This is a genomic window from Kribbella caucasensis, assembly GCF_004361855.1.
Taxonomy (GTDB): Bacteria; Actinomycetota; Actinomycetes; order Propionibacteriales; family Kribbellaceae; genus Kribbella; species Kribbella caucasensis.
The window spans coordinates 357442-376009 of record NZ_SNWQ01000002.1; the positions used below are offsets into that span (position 1 = coordinate 357442).

Here is an 18568-nt window from a genome sequence, read left to right on the forward strand (position 1 = left end):
TGTTATGGACACCGAACGATTCAAAGGCAAGGTCGCGCTGATCACCGGAGCCGGCTCCGGGATCGGCGCGGCCACCGCCCGCCGGATCGCCGCGGAAGGTGGCACCGTCGTGGTCTGCGACCGCGACGGGGTGGCGGCGGAGAAGCTGGGCGCCGAGCTCGGCGGCCGCGGCTACCACCTGGACGTCACCGACCCCGACCGTACTGAGGAGGTGGTGGGGGCGGTGACGGTCGAGCTCGGCGGCGTGCACGTGCTGGTCAGCGCCGCCGGGGTCGACGTCTGCGACACCGTGCCGAACACCACCCCGGAGCAGTGGCGGACGATCCTGGACGTCGACCTGACCGGGGTCTACCACTCCTGCCGGGCGGTGCTGCCCGGCTTCCTGGACCAGGGCGGCGGCGCGATCGTGACGATCTCGTCGGCGATCGGCACCGTCGGCGAACGGAACCGGTCGGCGTACTGCGCGGCCAAGGCCGGGGTGGAGAACCTGACCCGGGCGATGGCCCTCGACCACGGTCGCGCCGGAGTTCGGGCGAACTGTGTCGCGCCCGGCCTGATCGACACCCCGTTGATCCGCAACGGCAAGGTCGGCGGGGCCGACGATCCGGGCGCCATGCAGGCGATGGTCGACCGGCATCACGCGCTCGGCCGGATCGGGCGGCCCGAAGAGGTCGCGGCCGCGATCGCCTTCCTGGCCAGCGACGACGCCTCCTTCGTCACCGGCGCGGTGCTTCCGGTCGACGCCGGATGGACGGCCCAATGAGCACGGGAATCCTGGCCGGTTACCGGGTGCTCGACCTCTCCGTGGCGATGGCCGGGCCGCTGGCCGCGATGCGGCTCGGCGACCTCGGCGCGGACGTGGTCAAGGTCGAGCCGACCGCGGGGGAGTGGCAGCGGCACACCGCCGCCGGCGGCGCGACCGGGTCCGAGGTGAACGCCTCGTTCCTGTCGCTGAACCGCAACAAGCGCAGTCTCGCCGTGAACCTCAAGAGCGGCGAGGGCCGCGAGCTGCTCTACGAACTGGTGCGCACCGCGGACGTATTCCTGCAGAACTACCGGCCCGGTGTCGCCGCGCGGCTCGGCGTCGACTACGAGACGCTTCGGGAGCTGCGGCCCGAGCTGGTGTACGTGTCGGTCTCGGGGTACGGCGAGACCGGGCCGTACGCCGAGTGGCCGGGTCAGGACCTGCTCGTCCAGGCGATGAGCGGGGCCTTGTTCAGCGCCGGCCGCCCGGGTGAACCGCCGGTGGCCGCACCCTTCTTCCTCGCCGACGCGGTGACGGCGTACAGCGCGTTCGAGGGGGTGCTCGCCGCGTTGCTGCACCGCGAGCGTACGGGCGAAGGTCAGCTGGTCCAGGTGAACATGCTCGACGCGGTGATCGCGATGCAGATGCAGGAGCTCTCCGTGCACACCGTCGGCGGAGTTCCGCAGACCAGGTCGGCGGAGGTGCACGCGCACAGCTACATCCGCGCGCCGTACGGGATCTTCGCCACCGCAGACGGCTACCTCTCGCTCGCCTTTGCCGACCTGTCGGTGCTCGCCGAGGTGTTGGAGGCGCCCGGCTTGGCTGCGCTGGACGCGGAGCGAGACGGGTTCGTCCGGCGCGACGAGATCTCCGCCGTCGTGTCGGCTGAGTTGCGCCGGGAGGACACGCGGTACTGGTTGATGAAGCTACGCGAGCGCGGGATCTGGTGCGGCCCGGTGTACGACTACGCCGACGTCCAGACGGATCCGCAGGTGCTGCACAACGGGTCGTTCGTGACTTACGAGCACCCGACCGAGGGCACGGTGACGACGCCTGGATTCCCGTACAAGTTTGACCGTACTCCTCCAGACGTCCGGCGGTCGGCGCCGTTGACCGGACAGCACACCGACGAACTGCTGACCGAGCTGGGTGTGTCCGGCGAGCGGCGCGACGAGCTCGTACGGCGTGGCGTCGTGCGGGCCGGCGAGGTTCGGCTCGACCCGGCCGGTGACGAGGTCGTGGTGTCGCCGTGACGGTGGAACTGCGCGGGCTGACCTGGGACCACCCTCGGGGCTATCGCCCGCTGGAGGCGTTCGAGGCGGCCGGCGGCGCGCCCGGCGTACGGGTGCAGTGGGATCGGCAGCCGTTGTCCGGGTTCGAGTCCGAGCCGCTGGCTGCGCTGACGGAGCGCTACGACCTGCTTGTCGTCGACCACCCGGGCCTCGGTGCGGCGATCGAGGCCGGCGCCGTTCTGCCGGTCGAGGACGTGTTCGCGGCCCGCGACCTCGAAGTGTGGCGGTCGCGCTCCGTCGGGCAGACCTGGCAGAGCTACCACTTGCACGGGATGACCTGGGCGCTGCCGCTCGATGCCGCGACACAGGTCTGTCTGTTTCGACCCGATCTGTTGACCGGACCAGTGCCGACGACCTGGTCCGACATTCTCCGGATGTCTGGAGTGCTGCTCTGCGTCGCAGGCCCCCATGCGGGGTTGAGTTTGCTGGGTCTCGCCGGTGATCGATCGCGGACGGGGCTGCTGGATCGCAACCGTTCGATCGAGGCGATCCGGCTGCTGCGCGCGATCTGGCGACGCAGCGATCACGAGGCTGCCGAGCTGGACCCGATCGCGATCCACGAGCTGCTTGCCATCAGCAACGAGCTGGTGTGCTGTCCGCTCGTCTACAGCTATGCCTACTATGGCACGGCGTCCGGTGATCGGAAGCCGCTCGCGTGGTCGGCTGCCCCGCGACTCCGAGTGGACGACGATCTGGCCGCGAGCACCCTCGGCGGCACTGGTCTCGCGGTGACGCGAAGGGCCTACGACCGGGTCCTCGCCGTGACGAAGTACGCGCGTGGTCTGCTCGACGTCGGTACCCAGCTGGACGTCGTATCGCCGGTCGGCGGTCAGTCCGCCACGGCCGCGGTCTGGTCGTCCGGCCTGGTGGACGAGGCTTGGAACGGGCACTACAGCGCGACACTGAGCACGCTCGAATCGGCGTACATCCGGCCTCGGTTCGACGGCTGGATCGCCTTCCAGGACGAGCTTTCGGAACGCGTTCGGGAATTACTGGGCAGCGACGGCGACCCGGCCGTGGCGGTGGACAGGATCGAAGCGGACTATCGCGCCCGGGTCCGGGACGCAGTGGAGGTGTGCCATGGATGACGGCCGGATCTGTTTCGAGAGGGACGGTCGCGTCGGCCTCCTGACGCTGGATCGCCCGGCGAAGCTGAACGCGGCGACGCGGGCGATGAGCGAGCAGTTGCTGGACCTGATCCCGCGGATCGACGACGACCGCGACATACGGGCGGTCGTGATCACCGGAGCAGGTGACCGGGCCTTCTCGGTCGGCAGCGACATCGGCGAGCTCGACCGCTACGACGGGCCTTGGCAGTTCCGCAATCGGCGCGACTACTGCGATGCGCTCCGGGCGCTGCGTACTCCGGTGGTTGCCGCGATCAACGGTTACGCCTTCGGTGGCGGTCTGGAGCTGGCGCTGTCCTGCGACATCCGGCTGGCCGCCGACCGGGCCACCTTCGCCGCGGCCGAGATCAAGCTGGGCTGGATCGGAGGTGGCGGGGTGACCGCGCTGCTGGCCGCGAGCCTGGCGGCGAGCGACGTGGCGACGATGCTGCTGACCGGTGATCCGATCGATGCCGCCGAGGCGTTGCGGACCGGACTGGTGAGCCGGGTCCTGCCTGCTGACGAGTTGTTGCCGGCAGCGATCGAACTTGCGCACCGGATCGCGGCGCGGCCACCGATCGCGGCGCAGGCCGCCAAGGCCAATCTGCGGGCCGCCCTGTCGATGGGACTCGAGCCGGCGATTCAGTACGAGCGTGAGTTGCAAGCGGTGGCGATGGGGACGCGGGACGCCACCGAGGGCCGGGCCGCGTTCGCGGAACGGCGTACCGGCAGCTTCGAGGGGCGGTGAGCGATGCCTGAGGAGATCGCGCCCGGAGTGCATCGGCTGGCGACGGACTATCCGCATGTGTGTGGCTTACCGCTGTGGCTGCACGTGATCGACGCAGGCGACGAGCTGGTCCTGCTTGATGCGGGTATCGCCTCGACCCCGGAGGCGGCGACCGGTCCTGAGCTGAGGAAACTGGGACTCGACCTCGCCGATCTGACCCTGGTGGTGAACAGCCACGCGCACCCTGACCACATGGGTGGCAACGCGATCCTCAAGGACCACAGCGGTGCGCGGCTGGCCGCCCCGGCGCTCGAAGCCGGCTGGCTGGAGGACAACGAGGCGCTGCTGGCCGAGCTGTGGGGATCCGATCCAGCGGCGCTTGCTCTGGACGAGGGGGAGCGGGCCGACTTGCTCGGCATGCTCGGGGACCGGGTTCGCGTGGACGTGCTGCTGCGAGACGGTGATCTGCTGCCGAGCGGTGAGCGCCCGTTACGGGTGATCACCACCAGCGGTCACAGTCCGGGGCACATAGCAGTACTGGATGAACGGACGCGCACGCTCTTCGGGTTCGACGACGTCCAGGGGCGAGGCCAGCCGTACCTCGACAGCTCGGTGTGGCTGGCGCCGCTCTATACGGATGTCGAGCGGTACGTCGTAGGGCTGAACCGCTTGCTGGAGTTGGACTTCGACGCTCTGGTCCCGTCGCATGGCGAGGTACTGACCGCGGACCAGGGCAGGCGGCGGATCTCGGAGAGCCTGGAGTGGGTTGACGACGTCCACGAGTTGACGGTCATGCTGCTGCGTCGGCGGGGTTCGCTGACTGTCCGCGAGTTGGCCGGGGCGATCGGGACGGAGCTGGGTGACTTCGGCGGGCTCTGCTTGCAGACCGTGCGGATGGCCCGGGCACATCTCGAACTCCTGGCCCGCCAGGGTGGCGCCGAGCCGCGCTGGCACCACCCCGGCTGACCTCACTCACAGCGCAACCCTCAGGAGCAGCGCAACGTGTCGAGATCGGCGGCGTTGCCCATCGCCAGGTTGCCCGCGTCGTTCGGATGCAAGCCGTCGCCGCCGTTGTACGCGGCCTGCAACCTGGTCGGCTCGGCCGGGTCGCGAGTGGCGGCGTCGAAGTCGACCACACCGTCGAACTCGCCACTGCTGCGAACGAATTCGTTGACCTGCTGCCGAACGGCCTCCTTCTCCTCGGTGAAGACGAATGACCCGCCGACCGGAGTGAGCGTGCCGCCGACGATGCACCGGCCGCTCGCGTGCACTCTCGCGATCAGTTGGCGGTAGCCGTCGATCACCCGGTCCGCGGTCGCCCCGCCGTAGATGTCGTTGATCCCCTCCAGCAGCAGCACGGTCCGTACGCCGGGCTTGGTCAGCACGTCCTTGTCGAGGCGGGCGAGCGCGCTGGCTCCGGCGCTGCCTGGCTTGGCGACCCCGTCCAGCACCCGGTTGCCGGAGATGCCCTCGTTGACGACACCCAGCCGTCGGTGTTCGGGCAGATCACCGAGCCGGTTCGCGAGGATGTCCGGCCAGCGGCGGTTCTGGTCGATGGTCGTCCCGACGGCGGACGTGATCGAATCGCCCAGCGTGGCGACGGCTGCGACCTGCCGCGGCGTGGTGACGATCGCCGCGTTGAGGAAGAACCAAGCAGAAGACTCGGTCTGGAACGGGGTCGCCGACTCGTCCGCCGCGTGGTCGCCGGATACGGACTTGTAGCTGTGCTGCATGGCCCGGTTGTGCGCCGTGATGACACCGGTACCGCCGACCACGTGCAGGCTCACCGTCAGGCTCTCCCGAGCGGCGACCTCCCCGGCCAACGGGTCGCTGATCGCCATCGCCCCCGCCGGAATCCGCACCGACGTCTTACCACCGAAGGTCAACCGCCGACTGGACCCCGCCACGACGGCCGCACCACCCTGGTGCCGTCCCACGTAGACCGAGTCCAGTACCAACGGCTGGTCCCCGTACGCATTGGACAACCGAATCCGCAACTCCCGACCACCCACACTGGTCCGAAGGATGTTACGCACGGTCACATCCCCGAGAGTGCCCCCGGCAACATCATCAGCAGCCCCCCAGGTAGCCACCTGATGAGTCCCACCTTCGCCACCCCCCGATCCCGCCGGCACTGCCGTCCCCGCAAGCTCAGCCGTCCCCGCAGCCGTCGTATTCGGCCCGGCGGCGGTGTCCGCGAACCCCACTGCCGCCATCGCCGTCACCAGAATGCTCGCGCCCACTCGGCGCCAAGAGGAAGTAGTCATGGTGACAAGTCAAGGCTGAATAGATATAACCACAACGGCTCGCCAGACCCACTGCGACGAACGGCCCGATCCCCGAGCCGAGCGGTCACGCTTGGCGGTCGCCGCCGGGGATCCAGAGGACGTCGCCGCCGGAGGAGAGGTTGGCTACGCGGCCGAGGATGAAGAGGAGGTCGGAGAGGCGGTTGAGGTAGGTCAGGGCGAGCAGGTTGACGGACGGGCCGTGGGCTTCGACGGCGGCCCAGCCGGCCCGTTCGGCGCGGCGTACGACGGTGCGGGCGACGTTCAGGTAGGCGGCGCCCTCGGTGCCGCCGGGGAGGATGAAGGAGCGGAGCTTGGTCAGCCGGTGGTTGTACTCGTCGCACCAGCCCTCGAGCCGGTCGATGTAGTCCTGGGTGATCCGCAGCGGCGGGTACTCCGGCTCGGGCACGATCGGGTTGCACAGGTCGGCGCCGACGTCGAACAGGTCGTTCTGGATCCTGGTCAGCAGCACCACCAGCGCGCTGTTCAGGTGACCCGCGGCGATCGCGACGCCGATCGCGCTGTTCGCCTCGTCGACCTCGCCGTACGCCGCCAGCCGCGGGTCGGTTTTGGAAGTCTTGCTCATGTCGCCCAGGCGGGTCTCGCCGGCGTCTCCGGTCCGGGTATAGATCCGGGTCAAGTTCACAGCCATGGAAGGACTCTACGCAGAGTCCAGACCGCAAGCAGATACAGTCGGCGGGTGGAACGGTTTCGGATTGCGGGCGAGGCACGGCTCGAGGGCTCGGTCGAGGTGGCCGGCGCGAAGAACAGTGTGCTCAAACTGATGGCGGCGGCGCTGCTGGCAGAGGGTACGACGACGCTGCGGCAGGTGCCGGGGATCCTGGACGTCACCTTCATGGCCCAACTGCTGGACACGCTGGGCTGCTCGGTGAAGGTCGACGGCGACTCCGGTACGGCGACGATCGCGGTGCCGGCCGAGATCGGGCACCAGTGCGACTACGCGTTGGTCCGGAAGCTGCGCGCCTCCATCTCGGTGCTCGGACCGTTGCTCGGGCGCTGCGGGCGTGCCGAGGTCGCGTTGCCGGGCGGCGACAACATCGGGTCGCGCGGGCTGAACATGCACGTGGCCGGGCTGGAGGCGATGGGCGCGAAGGTGCACATCGAGCACGGTTTCGTCATCGCCGAGGCGCCGCAGGGGTTGCACGGCGCCGAGGTCTGGCTGGACTTCCCGAGTGTCGGGGCGACCGAGACGATCATGATGGCCGCCGTACTCGCCAAGGGCAGCACCGTGATCGAGAACGCGGCCCGCGAGCCGGAGATCCAGGACATCGCCGAGATGCTGGTCGAGATGGGCGCCCAGATCGACGGTGCCGGGTCGCCGCGGATCGAGGTCACCGGTGTTCAGGGGCTGCTGCAGCCGGTCGACCACCTCGTCGTACCTGACCGGATCGTCAGCGGCAGCTGGGCGTTCGCGGCCGCGATCACCAAGGGCGACGTCACCATCACCAACGGCCGCTCCGAGCACCTCGAACTGCCGCTCGACAAGTTGCACAAGGCCGGCGCCGAGATCACCGTGCTGAACCCGGGCTTCCGCGTCGTGATGCCGGACCGGCCCAAGTCGGTGGACGTGGTCACGCTGCCGTACCCCGGGTTCCCGACCGACCTGCAGGCGTTCTGTATCGCGATGAACGCGGTCAGTGACGGAGCCGCGATGGTCACCGAAAACCTGTTCGAGGGCCGGTTCACGTTCGCCCAGGAGCTCACCCGGCTCGGGGCACAGGTCCAGACCGACGGGCACCACGCGGTCATCCGCGGCGTACCGCGGTTGTCCGGCGCGCCGGTCGTCGCCAGCGACATCCGCGCCGGCGCCGCCCTCGTTGTAGCCGGTCTCGCGGCCGAGGGCGAGACGATCGTCGCCGCCGCGCACCACGTGCACCGCGGGTACACGGACTTCGCCGGCAACCTCCGCCGCCTCGGCGCCGACGTGGTAGTCGAGCCCGACGACGCCGGCCCCTACTGGAACTGATGACCCCGCATCCCGGCCGACCGTGATCAGAGCGGTTTGACGGACACCAGTTCCAGGACCAGGTCGGCGGCCTCGTCGGAGGCTGCCAGGTCCACGGTGGCCGAGATGCGCCAGTCGTGGTTGCCGTCGGGGTCGTCGATGATTTGCTGGACTTCCCAGTAGCCGGGGTGTTCCTCGACCAGGAAGAGGGCGGGCCCGCGGGCGGCGGGGCCGGTGCCGACTGTGTCGTGCTCCTCGTAGTACGTCGTGCCGGCTTCGGCCCAGCGGGCGGCGTCCCAGCCGGATTCGGTGTCGAGTTGGCCGAGTTCGGCCCAGCGGTGAAGGGCGAGTAGTTCGACGCGGCGGAACATGGCGTTCCGGACGAGGACGCGGAAGGCCCTGGTGTTCAGGGTGATCCGGCGCGGTCCGGCCGGGACAGGGGCGACCGCCTCCTCTTCCGAAGATGGGTTGGTGAGCTCCTCCCACTCGTCCAGCAGGCTGGAGTCGGTCTGCCGGACCACCTCGCCGAGCCACTCGATCAGGTCGGTCAGGTCCTCGTTCACCTTGTCCGGCGGCACGGTCTGCCGGAGCGCCTTGTACGCGTCGCTCAGGTACCGCAGCACGATCCCCTCGGATCTCGCCAGCCCGTAGTACCCGATGAACTCGCCGAACGTCATCGCCCGCTCGAACATGTCCCGTACCACGGACTTCGGCGACAGTCCGGCGTCCGCGATCCACGGGTGCGACTGGCGGTACATCTCGAACGTTGCCGAGAGCAACTCCTCCAGCGGTTTCGGCCAGCTGACGTCCTCGAGCAGTTCCATCCGCTCGTCGTACTCGATGCCCTCGGCCTTCATCGCGTTCACGGCCTCGCCGCGCGCGTGGTGTTCCTGCGCCATCAGGACGGCGCGCGGGTCCTCCAGCGTCGCCTCGATCACGGAGACCACGTCCAGCGGGTACGCCGGGTCGTCGGGGTCGAGCAGATCGAGCGCGGCCAGGGCGAACGTGGACAGCGGCTGGTTGAGGCTGAAGTCCTTCTGCAGATCGACCGTCAGCCGCAGGGTCCGGCCGTACTCGTCCGGCTCGTCCAGCCGCTCGACCACGCCGGCGGTGACCAGGGTCCGGTAGATCTGGATCGCCCGGCGGATCAGCCGGACCTGGTTCTTGGACTCCTCGTGGTTGTCGCGCAGCAGTTGCCGCATGCTGGCGAACGCGTCGCCGTCGCGGGCGATCACGTTCAGCAGCATCGCGTGGCTGACCCGCATCCGGGACCGCAGCGCCTCGGGCTCGGCGGCGACCAGCCGGTCGAAGGTGTCCTCGCCCCAGGTGACGAACCCCTCCGGCGGCTTCTTCCGCTGCACCTTGCGCTGCTTCTTCGGGTCGTCACCGGCCTTCGCGAGCGCCTTGACGTTCTCCACGACGTGGTCGGGTGCCTGGACGACGACGGTGCCGGACGTGTCGTACCCCGCCCGGCCCGCGCGCCCGGCGATCTGGTGGAACTCGCGCGCCTTGAGGATGCGTTGCCGGCGTCCGTCGTACTTGCTGAGCGCGGTCAGCACCACGGTCCGGATCGGTACGTTGATGCCGACGCCGAGGGTGTCGGTACCGCAGATGACCTTGAGCAGACCGGCCTGGGCGAGCTGTTCGACCAGTCGCCGGTACTTCGGCAGCATGCCGGCGTGGTGCACCCCGATCCCGTGCTTGACCAGTCGTTGCAGGGTCTTGCCGAAGCCCGGGCTGAACCGGAAATGACCGATCAGGTCGTTGATCTTGTCCTTCTCCTCGCGTGAGGAGACGTTGATGCTCATCAGCGCCTGGGCCCGTTCGAGCGCGGCCGCCTGGGTGAAGTGGACGACGTACACGGGGGACTGGTGGGTGGTGAGCAGTTCCTCGAGCGTCTCGTGCAGCGCGGTCGTCACGTACTTGTAGATCAACGGCACCGGTCGCTCGGCCGACGACACGATCGCGGTCGACCGGCCAGTACGGCGGTTGAGGTCGATCTTGAAGCGCTCCACGTCGCCGAGGGTCGCGGACATCAGGATGAACTGCGCGTTCGGCAGCTCGAGCAGCGGTACCTGCCAGGCCCAGCCGCGATCAGGTTCGGAGTAGAAGTGGAACTCGTCCATCACCACCTGGCCGACGTCGGCCGCGGCGCCTTCGCGGAGGGCGACGTTCGCGAGTACCTCGGCGGTGCAGCAGATGATCGGCGCGGTCGAGTTGACCGAGGCGTCACCGGTGAGCATGCCGACCTTGTCGGCGCCGAAGATGTCGCAGAGCGCGAAGAACTTCTCCGACACCAGCGCCTTGATCGGGGCGGTGTAGAAGGTCCGCCGGCCGTTCGCGAGCGCGGCGAAGTGCGAACCGGTGGCGACCAGGCTCTTGCCGGAGCCGGTCGGGGTGGACAGGATCACGTTCGACCCGGTCATCACCTCGATCAGCGCTTCCTCCTGCGCCGGGTACAGCGAGATCCCCTGCGCACCGACCCAGCTGGCGAAGGCGTCGTACAGGGCGTCGGGATCAGTAGTATCCGGCAGCTTCTCGGTCAGCGTCATCGCCACCCATTGTCCCGCATGCCGTTGCGTCCGAAGAACTGTGGCCTACAGCGCTCGGTTCTTCGGACGCAAGGGCCTTAGTTGGGGGACTGGTCGGTGCGGATGGTGTCGAAGTTGATGGTCCAGGTTTTGGCTGCCGTGTCGCCGATTTGGATGCGGCCGATCGGGGTGGTGCCGGTGTTGGTCTGCCAGGGAGTGCCGCGTTGGACGCCGTCGAGGTAGAGGGTCCAGGTTGTGGTGGCGCCGACGGTTCCGCAGAGCTCGATCGTGTGCCAGGTGTTGAGCGCCACGGTCGCGCCGGAGGAGCGTTGGGTGCCGGTCGCGTCCGAGCGGACCCACAGGACCCGGTTGGTCGCGACATAGACCCGTACTACGCCGCCGTCGGCGGCCGTGCGCAACCTGAACAGGTCGATGCTCGCGCCGAGCGACGCGACCCGGATCTGCTGACTGTGGCACAGATTCGGATAGGTGGCGCCGAGATTCCGGGCCGCATAGGCGCGAGCGGCCGACGGGTTGCCTCGGGCGCTCGGTGCGGTCGGTGAGCCCTGGGTGGAGTCCAGGGTCAGCCCGGTGTTGGTCGTCCAGCCGGTGAAGCCGTTGCTGAAGTCGGACTCGAAGATCGCCGACGACGCCTCCTGCACGGTGATCGGCGAAGACGGCCCGGCCAACGGACTGGAGTTGCCCGAGGCATCGACCGCCCGAACCCAGTACGTGTGGGTCGATCCGGCTGCGAGGCCACTCCGGGTGTAGCTCACCGAGGTTGTCGACGAACTGGTCACCTCGGCGACCTGGTTCGTGTCGGAGTCTTCGAAGACCTGATAACGCAATACCGTGCTGACGTTGTCCGACGAGGCTGCCCAGTTCAGCGTGATGGTCGAACTGGAGTTGCTCTGCCCGGTCGGCGTGCCGGGTGTGCTCGGCGGCGTGAGGTCCGGTTCGGTGACGACGTCCGGGACGACTGCGAGGCTGTGGTCGCGGCCGGCCGAGACCTCCGCGGCTCCGGTCAGCCCGATGACCGTGACGGGGCTGGTGCGGTTGGTGGTTGTGCCGTCACCGAGTGCCCCAGTCGTGTTCCAGCCCCAGGCCCGGACGGCGCCGTTCGCGACCACGGCCAGGCTGTGCTGGCGTCCGGCCGCGATCGCGGTGGCCCCGGTCACGCCCGGTACGGCGACCGGCAGCGTTCTACGGGTCGTCGTACCGTCACCGAGTTGGCCGCTGGAGTTCTGCCCCCAGGAGCGGACCGCGCCGGTATCGAGTCGTGCAAGGGAGTGGTACGCGCCCGCGGCCACCGAGGCGACGCCGGTGAGGCCGCTGACCTGGACCGGGCTGAGCCGGTTCGTCAGCGTTCCGTCGCCGACCTGGCCTTGGGTGTTGTCGCCCCAGGACCAGACAGTCCCGTCGGAGCGTACGGCGAGCCCGTGGTCGCGGCCGCCGGCGATCGTGGTGATGCCGGTCAGGTTGCCGACCCGGACCGGCCGGGTTCGCTGGGTGGTGGTGCCGTCGCCGACCTGGCCCGTCGTGTTCAGGCCCCAACCCCATGCGGTGCCGTCCGAGCGGACCGCGTAGCTCATGTCCCGGCCGCCCGCGATCGAGACGACATCGGTCAGCGGGCTGACCACGACCGGAGTACGTTGCGCGCTCGTCGTCGCGCCGTTGCCGAGTTGCCCGAAGGATCCGTAGCCCCAGGCCCGCATCGTTCCGTCCGACATCAGGGCCAGGCTGTGGTAGTGCCCGGCTGCGATGTCGACGACTCCGCTGAGCCCGGCGACCTGGATCGGCGACAAGCGGTTGGTGACCGTACCGTCACCCAACTGGCCCATCTCGTTGAATCCCCAGGTCCAAACGGTCCCGTCGGAGCGGAGCGCGATGGTGTGCTGACGCCCCGCCTCCAGTTCGACGATGTCGGTCAACCCGGTGATCGCCGCGGCCGTCGTGCGGCCTGTAGTCGTACCGGTACCCAGTTGGCCGGAGTCGTTCCCTCCCCAGGACCACCCCGCGCCAGGCTCCGCCGCCACCGCCTCGACCGGCTGCAACAGAACCGCGATCAGACCCCCGACAGCAAGAATCCCCCACCGCTTCATACTGTGCTCTCCCCCCACCCCTTAGCAGCCCTTTGTACCTGTGCCCCGTAGGTCCGTCCAGGGCACAGGCACAACAGAGCGTTACTTCAGCTCGTACGCGCGCAGGATCGTCTGCTTCACCTCGTTGCCCGCCGCGTCCTTCGCTCGAGCTCGCAGTGACACGAATCCGCTGCCGGGTTGGTCGATTGTTGCCGTCCACCCCGACCCCGTACGCCGTACCGGCAGCCGCTGCCACGTCTTCTCGTCCAGCGAAGCCTCGATCTCCAACGAGACCACGCGAGCCACATCAGCGCCGTATTGGTGCTCGACAGTCACCGGTACGGCGAACCGCCCGGCCGCGGCCCTGTTCCGTTCATCGAGCACAGGCGCATACCGCACGGTCATCAACGGCAACGCGGACGACTCCCCATCGGGGGTCCGCGCGGAGCGGAACGTCCACTCCGACGTGATCTCCGTCGACAACCTGAACCGCTTGGGCGATCGCTTGACCTCCTTGGTCAACGTGTACTTCGCCTCATCCGCGGGCAACGCGAACGTCTGCTGCTTGAACGCGTCGGACGCCGCGAGTTCCACGCCGTCGCGAGCCAAGGTGGTCCGCTCGGAATCCGTCAGCGAGTCGCCATACCGGCCCGCACCGCCATCCGCGTGCATGAGCGCCACCACAGTCAAGCTGTCGCCGTCACGGAACACCCACGGCACCGGGTTCTTCCCGGGCAGACCGGCCCGGTTATCCGCGAGGCTCGGCCCGAAAACGCCCTGCTGCCAGCGGATCGGCGTCGTCCGTCCGGCCGGGTAGGCGACGTGCTGCGAGTCGACGATCGAGGTGTACTCGACCTCGTTCTCGGGGAGCAGCTTGAACACGTCGGTCTCGAAGCCCCAGTTGATCCCGTCGGCCGAGTAGTACTCCTGCCGGCGGAACGGCAGGTTCATCTCCACCGCCGGCGTGAACAGGAACAACCCGACCACGTGCCCGCCCTTGTCCTTTCGGGGCAGCGTGGGGAAGCCGTAGTTGTTGGCCCTGGTCCCCGGCTCACCCGCGTACGACGCGTCGAGGTGCGCGTACTTCTTCGTCTTCAGTTCCGGGTTCGCGGGGAAGCGGCCGGGCCAGGCGACGACGTCGTGGTAGAGATACGGACTGTCCAGGTAGAAGCCGTTGTCGGGCGACTGGTCCGGCGGGATCTCGGCCCAGGCGAGATGGGCGAACCCGGTGAAGTTCTTCGCCGTACCGGTCTTGTTCTGCGCGACGTACAGGTCGGGGGAGAAGCCCGGCTGGAACGAGTTGGTGATCGCGATCCCGCCGACGAAGGTCTCGTCGCCGATCGGCCGGGTGAAGCCGACGGCGCCCGAGGCCGGATCGGCTCCTGGTACGGGCGCCTGTACTGCGATCTTGTGCGCGGTCCGGGCGTCGAGGACGAGCTCGCCTTCGCCGTCGATCACGAGATCCGGTTCGCCGAAGTAGGTGGCGTCGCCGTAGCCGAAGCCGCCCGGGTTGACCTTGCCGTACAGCCCGTCCATCACGTAGCGGCCGCGCGGCAGCTTGAGGGTTTCGCCGGCCTCGGCCATGTACGCCTGCTGGTGGTCGACGTCGAGCAGGAAGACCGCGGCGAACTGGTTCTCGTCGTTGGTCACCGGCTTGCCATCGCGGTCGAGGACGGTGACCTTGCGCCCGTAGCTCGGGATCTCCTTGCCGACGCCGACGGTCGTGCGGGTCTCCATGCCGTTGCCAGTAGCAACGAGCCAGCCGGCGTACGCGCCGTCGGCAACGGGCTTGGAGGTGTCTGCGGTGACGTCGATCGTGGCGGTGCCGTGGGCGGGGATGTCGACGACTGAACGGCTCAGCGTGAACACCTGTGCCGTGTCCTTGCCGCCGCGCAGGGCGAGCATCAAGCGGACTGGAGTGGCGCCGTCGTTGCGATATGTGACCGGCTGGGTGACGGGCTTGTCGTCATCGTGCGGGTAGGACTGCAGTCCGAGGTTGAGAGCGCTCGGTGATGCCGTCACGGTCTGCTTGATCGCGCGGGTCAGGTCGACGCGGCCGGCGCCCTGGGCGAAGACGCCGATACCGTTCAGATCGCGGGCGGAGCTCATCAGGGCCGACTTGAGTTCCGGTGCGCGCCAGGTCGGGTGCTGCCGACGCTCGACTCGGAGCCGAAGTTGCCGGCCGCGGCGACGAACAACCTGCCGGTGGTCTCGGTCAGCTCGTTGACGGCCTTGGCGACGATGTCGGTGCCGTCCGAGGGGCCGCCTCCGACGCTCAGGTTGACCACCCGGGCGCCTTCGTTCGCGGCCCACTCCATCCCGGCGATGATGGCGGAGAGTTCGCAGTTACGGCGGGAACAGATCTTGCCGATCATCAGGTCCGCCTCGGGGGCGACACCGCGGTACCGGCCGTTGCTCGCGGCACCGAGGGCGACGGCGTCGACGATCGGGAGTTCGCGGTTGACCTCGGTGCCGGCCGGGAGAGCTTGCCGTACGGCGCGCGGTTGGCCGGCGTACTGGACGAGGAGGGGAAGCTGTGGTGCGGAGGCGTCGTCGAGGCCCAGGTCGGCGAGCAGGGCGACGTCGAACAGACGGGCGTCGACGATGCCTGCCGTGACGAGTGGGATGGCGTCGAACGGGAGCACCGACTGCTGGTTGCCGAGGGCAAATTTGTGGAACATCATGCCGGCCCGTCCGGGGCCCGGGCGGACCTCGGTGCTGGCCGTGCCGCCGGGGGAGCGGCGCAGCGTGACCTTGTCGCCGGTGATCAGGGTGATCGTCAACGGCTTGAGGTCAGCGGGCTGGAGGGCGGTGGTCTGGAAAGCGGCGGTGGTGGTCGGGGAGCCGGCCGGCTGGTTGCTGGTGACCTGATCGCCGGCCGCGGGGACGGCCCAGGCGGCGACGGCCACCAAGGCGGCTGCGACGGCTGCGGCGAGCCATCGGGGGCGGAAACGGGACAAAGGGATGACCTCTCCTGGATGTGTTTCTGGGCAGGGGACAGCACGGCGACGCGGTAGTCACCGGGATCGAGGTGGGTCTGTCAGCGGATGGTGGGTGAAGGTGGGGTGGGGGACTCGTCGGTCCAGCCGGATTCGAGGACGACGCTGGCGCCCTTCCTCATGCCGATCGCCTCTGAGCTGAGCAGCCGGCCGGAGGTCGTGTCGACGATGAAGCGAGTGCCGAGACCGTCAGCAATGGTCGGGCGCGCGATCGGCTGGGATTTCGGCGGCGTCCACGTATAGGTGATCTCGGTACCGGTCCGGCCGATCGGGTCCCGCACGTTCTCCCGCAGTACGGCGCCCGGGAGTTCGGACATCACCCGGAGCGCGGCGCCGCGCAGCTTCGGCGGGGACGGCATCTCGAACAGCAGCCGCCCCGCCGCGTAGAAGGTCAGATAGTCGATCTCGTCCTGGGTCGCCCCAGGCTGCGCGCCCGCCGACAACACGGCCCGCAACTTCGCCGGATCGGTCGGCAGCGCCTGGATCTGCTGGGCCGACACGGGTTTGTCACCGCTCAGGAAGTACCCCGGCGGCACCTCGTCGAACGACATCTCGTTGACCACCGGCCGGCCCGGCGTCATCGTCACCGGATCTTTCTCGTAGCTGAGCTGCCAGGACCGGGGTGACCCCTGCGCCCTCCACTCGGCCTGGTCGGCGGACGTGGCCGGCCGCGATCCGAGGTCGACCCAGCCGAACCAGGACTGCACCTGCGGCCGCATCGGCATCCAGCTCTCCGCGATCCTGCGCTGCTCGAGCTTGTACTTCGCTCCCGTCTTGCCGACCTCGATCGACCGGAGCTGCAGGGTCCGGACCCGGAAGTACCGGCCGGAGACCCGCTCGTCGACCTCCTGTTTGATCGCGAGATCCAGCAGTACCTGGCTGGCCGTCATCAGCCGCGGCGTCGGTGTGATCGTGCTCGGCACCGGAGCCGCATCCGGCCCGGAGTCGGGGGCGAGGAGCAGGGGAGCGCCCATCGCAACCAGGGCAACCCCCGCCGTCGCGGTGGTCAACGCGATACCCACCCGCCCCGACCGCGCCGCGGCGTACCAACGCGCCCCGGCACCCGCCCGCGTGCGCCGTGCGGCGCGGATGATGGTGTGCCGGCGGCTCCGGCGACCTGCTCCGGCGGCCTCGCGGGTCAGCGCTTGGAGCTTGCGGCGGGCGTTGGCGGTTGTCTCGGGAGTTGGGGCGGGCTGCTCCGGGAAGGCGGATCTGATCCGGTCGAAGTCGTCCATCGTCAGATCTCCTCGGGGCGGGTCGGGTCGGTGTGGCCGAGGCTTTCGCGAACGACCCGGCGAGCGCGGGACAGGCGTGAGCACACCGTCCCGTACGCGATCCCCAGGGCGGCCGCGACCTCTTCGTAGGTCAGCTCGCCGAGTGCGACCAGCATCAGCACCTCGCGGTCCTTGGCCGACACCTTGGTCAGCGCCTCCGCCAGTTGACGGCTCGCGCCCTCGGCGGCGACCTGCGCCTCGACCCGTTCCTCATGACCGCCGGTCGGCAGCGGCCGGGGCAGTCTCGCAGTCGCCTTCCACGCCCGTACCTCGTCCCGGCGGTGCCGGCGGATCAGATTGGTGGCGATCCCGTACAACCACGCCCGGACCGCCCCGCTCCGGCGGTCGAACCGCTCCCGCTGCCGGAACGCGATCAGGAACGTCTCCGCCGACAGATCGTCGGCGAGATCGGTACCCAGCCGGCGCGCGACGTACGAGTGCACCTGGGCGAAGTACTTGTCGAAAATGATGGTGAACCGGTCCGGCTCCCGCACCGACGACTCGAGAACGCGACCATCCTCGTTCAGCGCGGTCTCGTCCGGCTGGGCGTCGGCCGGTCGCGCGACCACCGGGCGGCCGGGCAACGCGACGGTCGCCAAGGCGAGATCGGGCGTCATCGAACTCCTCACAGATTCGGTGCCGTTCGGCTCACTCTGTTCTTGTCCGATGTCCCCAGACCCCTTCTCGTACCCCGGCGAACCCCCGCGGTCATGACGCGCGCCGGCCGTCCCCGGAGGACACGGCGGACAGGTTCGGGTCAGGAGTCTTCGAGAATCTCGCGGGCGGCGGGCTCGTCGGTGGGCCAGACGTAGACCGACCAGCCGTCGGTGGTGCGGGCCGCGGTCGCGCGGATCTCCCGCTCGCCGAGCCGATCGACGGTACGCCGGGCGTCGGCGTACGAGGTGAGCGTGCGGACGTGGACCAGTAGTCCGAACTTGTCCTTGGCGGCCGGTCTTCGATCAACACGGCGCACGAGGGACCCGGTGCCGGAGGAGAACGCCCAGCGCAGCAGAAGAATCACCGCGCCGAGGAATGCGAGCGCCACGACCGGGAACAGGAAATACTGGTCACGTAGCACTACAGCATTGTCTCGCGAAGAGAAAGGTCGCGACGTCTTGGCAACCTTCCGGGTCGCCAGGGAGTCTTTACGAACACACGCTGCAAGTGCGGCCGATCTCGGGGGCCGCCGGAAGAGCGGAGGGCACGGACATGCTCGCACCGACCCACAACGAAGAAAACGTGATCCACCTGGCCGGCCTGCTGGACGTTCGCTCGGTCGGCGACGTCCGCCAACTGCTGACCGACCTGATCGACAACTCCGACGGCGACATAGTCGTCGACCTTGAAGCCGTCGACGCCGTGGACGCCACCGGCCTGGGCCTGCTGGTCGCCACCCACCGCCGCACTCAGCTCCTCGGCCGCCAACTGGTCCTACGACACCCCGTGCCCTCAGTAGTCCGCATCCTCGCGGTCACCCGCCTCCACCGAATCCTCCACGTAGAACGCACCCCGCTGCCGATCTCAGCCTGACCGCTGTGACCCATACCGCTGGTGACACCGGT

General features: G+C 69.0%; 16 protein-coding genes. 7 read left to right on the forward strand and 9 right to left on the reverse strand.

What is annotated here, in order from left to right; translation table 11 throughout:
• Positions 1–4 precede the first annotated feature (4 nt).
• The 5 genes from EV643_RS05760 to EV643_RS05780 are packed head-to-tail and all read left to right on the forward strand — an operon-like array spanning position 5 to position 4836.
• Positions 5–763, forward strand: coding sequence for an SDR family NAD(P)-dependent oxidoreductase (locus EV643_RS05760; protein ID WP_133798904.1), 759 nt, complete (start codon positions 5–7; stop codon positions 761–763).
• Positions 760–1998: a CaiB/BaiF CoA transferase family protein gene (locus tag EV643_RS05765; RefSeq protein ID WP_133798905.1), complete on the forward strand. Its 1239-nt coding sequence runs from the start codon at positions 760–762 to the stop codon at positions 1996–1998. Before EV643_RS05760 ends, EV643_RS05765 begins: the two co-directional genes overlap by 4 nt.
• Positions 1995–3125: a carbohydrate ABC transporter substrate-binding protein gene (locus EV643_RS05770; protein ID WP_133798906.1), complete on the forward strand. Its 1131-nt coding sequence runs from the start codon at positions 1995–1997 to the stop codon at positions 3123–3125. Before EV643_RS05765 ends, EV643_RS05770 begins: the two co-directional genes overlap by 4 nt.
• Entirely contained in the window at positions 3118–3891 is a 774-nt protein-coding gene (locus EV643_RS05775; RefSeq protein WP_133798907.1) for an enoyl-CoA hydratase/isomerase family protein, read from the forward strand. Before EV643_RS05770 ends, EV643_RS05775 begins: the two co-directional genes overlap by 8 nt.
• 3 nt (positions 3892–3894) lie before the next feature.
• Positions 3895–4836, forward strand: a complete 942-nt coding sequence (locus EV643_RS05780; protein WP_133798908.1) for an MBL fold metallo-hydrolase — start codon at positions 3895–3897, stop codon at positions 4834–4836.
• 20 nt (positions 4837–4856) lie between these two features.
• Here the strand turns inward: EV643_RS05780 and EV643_RS05785 are convergent, their stop codons facing one another.
• Complete coding sequence (locus EV643_RS05785) at positions 4857–5906, reverse strand: SGNH/GDSL hydrolase family protein (RefSeq protein WP_202869408.1); 1050 nt, start codon at positions 5904–5906, stop codon at positions 4857–4859.
• A 316-nt stretch (positions 5907–6222) separates the two neighbouring features.
• Complete coding sequence (locus EV643_RS05790) at positions 6223–6807, reverse strand: cob(I)yrinic acid a,c-diamide adenosyltransferase (RefSeq protein WP_133798909.1); 585 nt, start codon at positions 6805–6807, stop codon at positions 6223–6225.
• A gap of 48 nt (positions 6808–6855) precedes the next feature.
• Here EV643_RS05790 and murA point away from each other — a divergent pair, with 48 nt between their 5' ends.
• On the forward strand, positions 6856–8142 hold the full coding sequence (gene murA, locus EV643_RS05795) for a UDP-N-acetylglucosamine 1-carboxyvinyltransferase (RefSeq protein ID WP_133798910.1): 1287 nt from the start codon (positions 6856–6858) through the stop codon (positions 8140–8142).
• A 26-nt stretch (positions 8143–8168) separates the two neighbouring features.
• Here murA and EV643_RS05800 read toward each other — a convergent pair whose 3' ends face one another.
• From EV643_RS05800 to EV643_RS05830, 7 genes are all read right to left on the reverse strand, one after another.
• Complete coding sequence (locus EV643_RS05800) at positions 8169–10673, reverse strand: DEAD/DEAH box helicase (protein WP_133798911.1); 2505 nt, start codon at positions 10671–10673, stop codon at positions 8169–8171.
• Positions 10674–10750: 77 nt separating this feature from the next.
• The gene (locus EV643_RS05805; RefSeq protein ID WP_133798912.1) at positions 10751–12754 is read right to left on the reverse strand and encodes an RCC1 domain-containing protein; all 2004 of its coding nucleotides are present in this window, start codon (positions 12752–12754) and stop codon (positions 10751–10753) included.
• Positions 12755–12835: 81 nt separating this feature from the next.
• Positions 12836–14842 (reverse strand): hypothetical protein, encoded by a 2007-nt coding sequence (locus tag EV643_RS05810; RefSeq protein ID WP_133798913.1) that lies wholly within the window; start codon positions 14840–14842, stop codon positions 12836–12838.
• Complete coding sequence (locus EV643_RS46385; protein WP_133798914.1) at positions 14842–15693, reverse strand: S8 family serine peptidase; 852 nt, start codon at positions 15691–15693, stop codon at positions 14842–14844. The genes EV643_RS05810 and EV643_RS46385 overlap by 1 nt, the downstream gene beginning before the upstream one ends.
• 80 nt (positions 15694–15773) lie before the next feature.
• The gene (locus EV643_RS05820) at positions 15774–16967 is read right to left on the reverse strand and encodes a CU044_5270 family protein (RefSeq protein ID WP_133798915.1); all 1194 of its coding nucleotides are present in this window, start codon (positions 16965–16967) and stop codon (positions 15774–15776) included.
• Between the two features lie 2 nt (positions 16968–16969).
• The gene (locus tag EV643_RS05825; RefSeq protein WP_133798916.1) at positions 16970–17623 is read right to left on the reverse strand and encodes an RNA polymerase sigma factor; all 654 of its coding nucleotides are present in this window, start codon (positions 17621–17623) and stop codon (positions 16970–16972) included.
• A gap of 140 nt (positions 17624–17763) precedes the next feature.
• Positions 17764–18084 (reverse strand): hypothetical protein, encoded by a 321-nt coding sequence (locus tag EV643_RS05830; protein WP_133798917.1) that lies wholly within the window; start codon positions 18082–18084, stop codon positions 17764–17766.
• A 131-nt stretch (positions 18085–18215) separates the two neighbouring features.
• Here EV643_RS05830 and EV643_RS05835 point away from each other — a divergent pair, with 131 nt between their 5' ends.
• Entirely contained in the window at positions 18216–18536 is a 321-nt protein-coding gene (locus tag EV643_RS05835; protein ID WP_133798918.1) for an STAS domain-containing protein, read from the forward strand.
• Positions 18537–18568: the final 32 nt, after the last annotated feature.

Bases quoted from the DNA above. Each gene is read 5' to 3' on its own strand.
- EV643_RS05760 (WP_133798904.1), top strand. From the start codon at position 5: ATGGACACCGAACGATTCAAAGGCAAGGTCGCGCTGATCACCGGAGCC.
- EV643_RS05765 (WP_133798905.1), top strand. From the start codon at position 760: ATGAGCACGGGAATCCTGGCCGGTTACCGGGTGCTCGACCTCTCCGTG.
- EV643_RS05775 (WP_133798907.1), top strand. From the start codon at position 3,118: ATGGATGACGGCCGGATCTGTTTCGAGAGGGACGGTCGCGTCGGCCTC.
- EV643_RS05780 (WP_133798908.1), top strand. From the start codon at position 3,895: ATGCCTGAGGAGATCGCGCCCGGAGTGCATCGGCTGGCGACGGACTAT.
- EV643_RS05790 (WP_133798909.1), bottom strand. From the start codon at position 6,807: ATGGCTGTGAACTTGACCCGGATCTATACCCGGACCGGAGACGCCGGC.
- EV643_RS05800 (WP_133798911.1), bottom strand. From the start codon at position 10,673: ATGACGCTGACCGAGAAGCTGCCGGATACTACTGATCCCGACGCCCTG.
- EV643_RS05805 (WP_133798912.1), bottom strand. From the start codon at position 12,754: ATGAAGCGGTGGGGGATTCTTGCTGTCGGGGGTCTGATCGCGGTTCTG.
- EV643_RS05810 (WP_133798913.1), bottom strand. From the start codon at position 14,842: ATGAGCTCCGCCCGCGATCTGAACGGTATCGGCGTCTTCGCCCAGGGC.
- EV643_RS05820 (WP_133798915.1), bottom strand. From the start codon at position 16,967: ATGGACGACTTCGACCGGATCAGATCCGCCTTCCCGGAGCAGCCCGCC.
- EV643_RS05825 (WP_133798916.1), bottom strand. From the start codon at position 17,623: ATGACGCCCGATCTCGCCTTGGCGACCGTCGCGTTGCCCGGCCGCCCG.
- EV643_RS05835 (WP_133798918.1), top strand. From the start codon at position 18,216: ATGCTCGCACCGACCCACAACGAAGAAAACGTGATCCACCTGGCCGGC.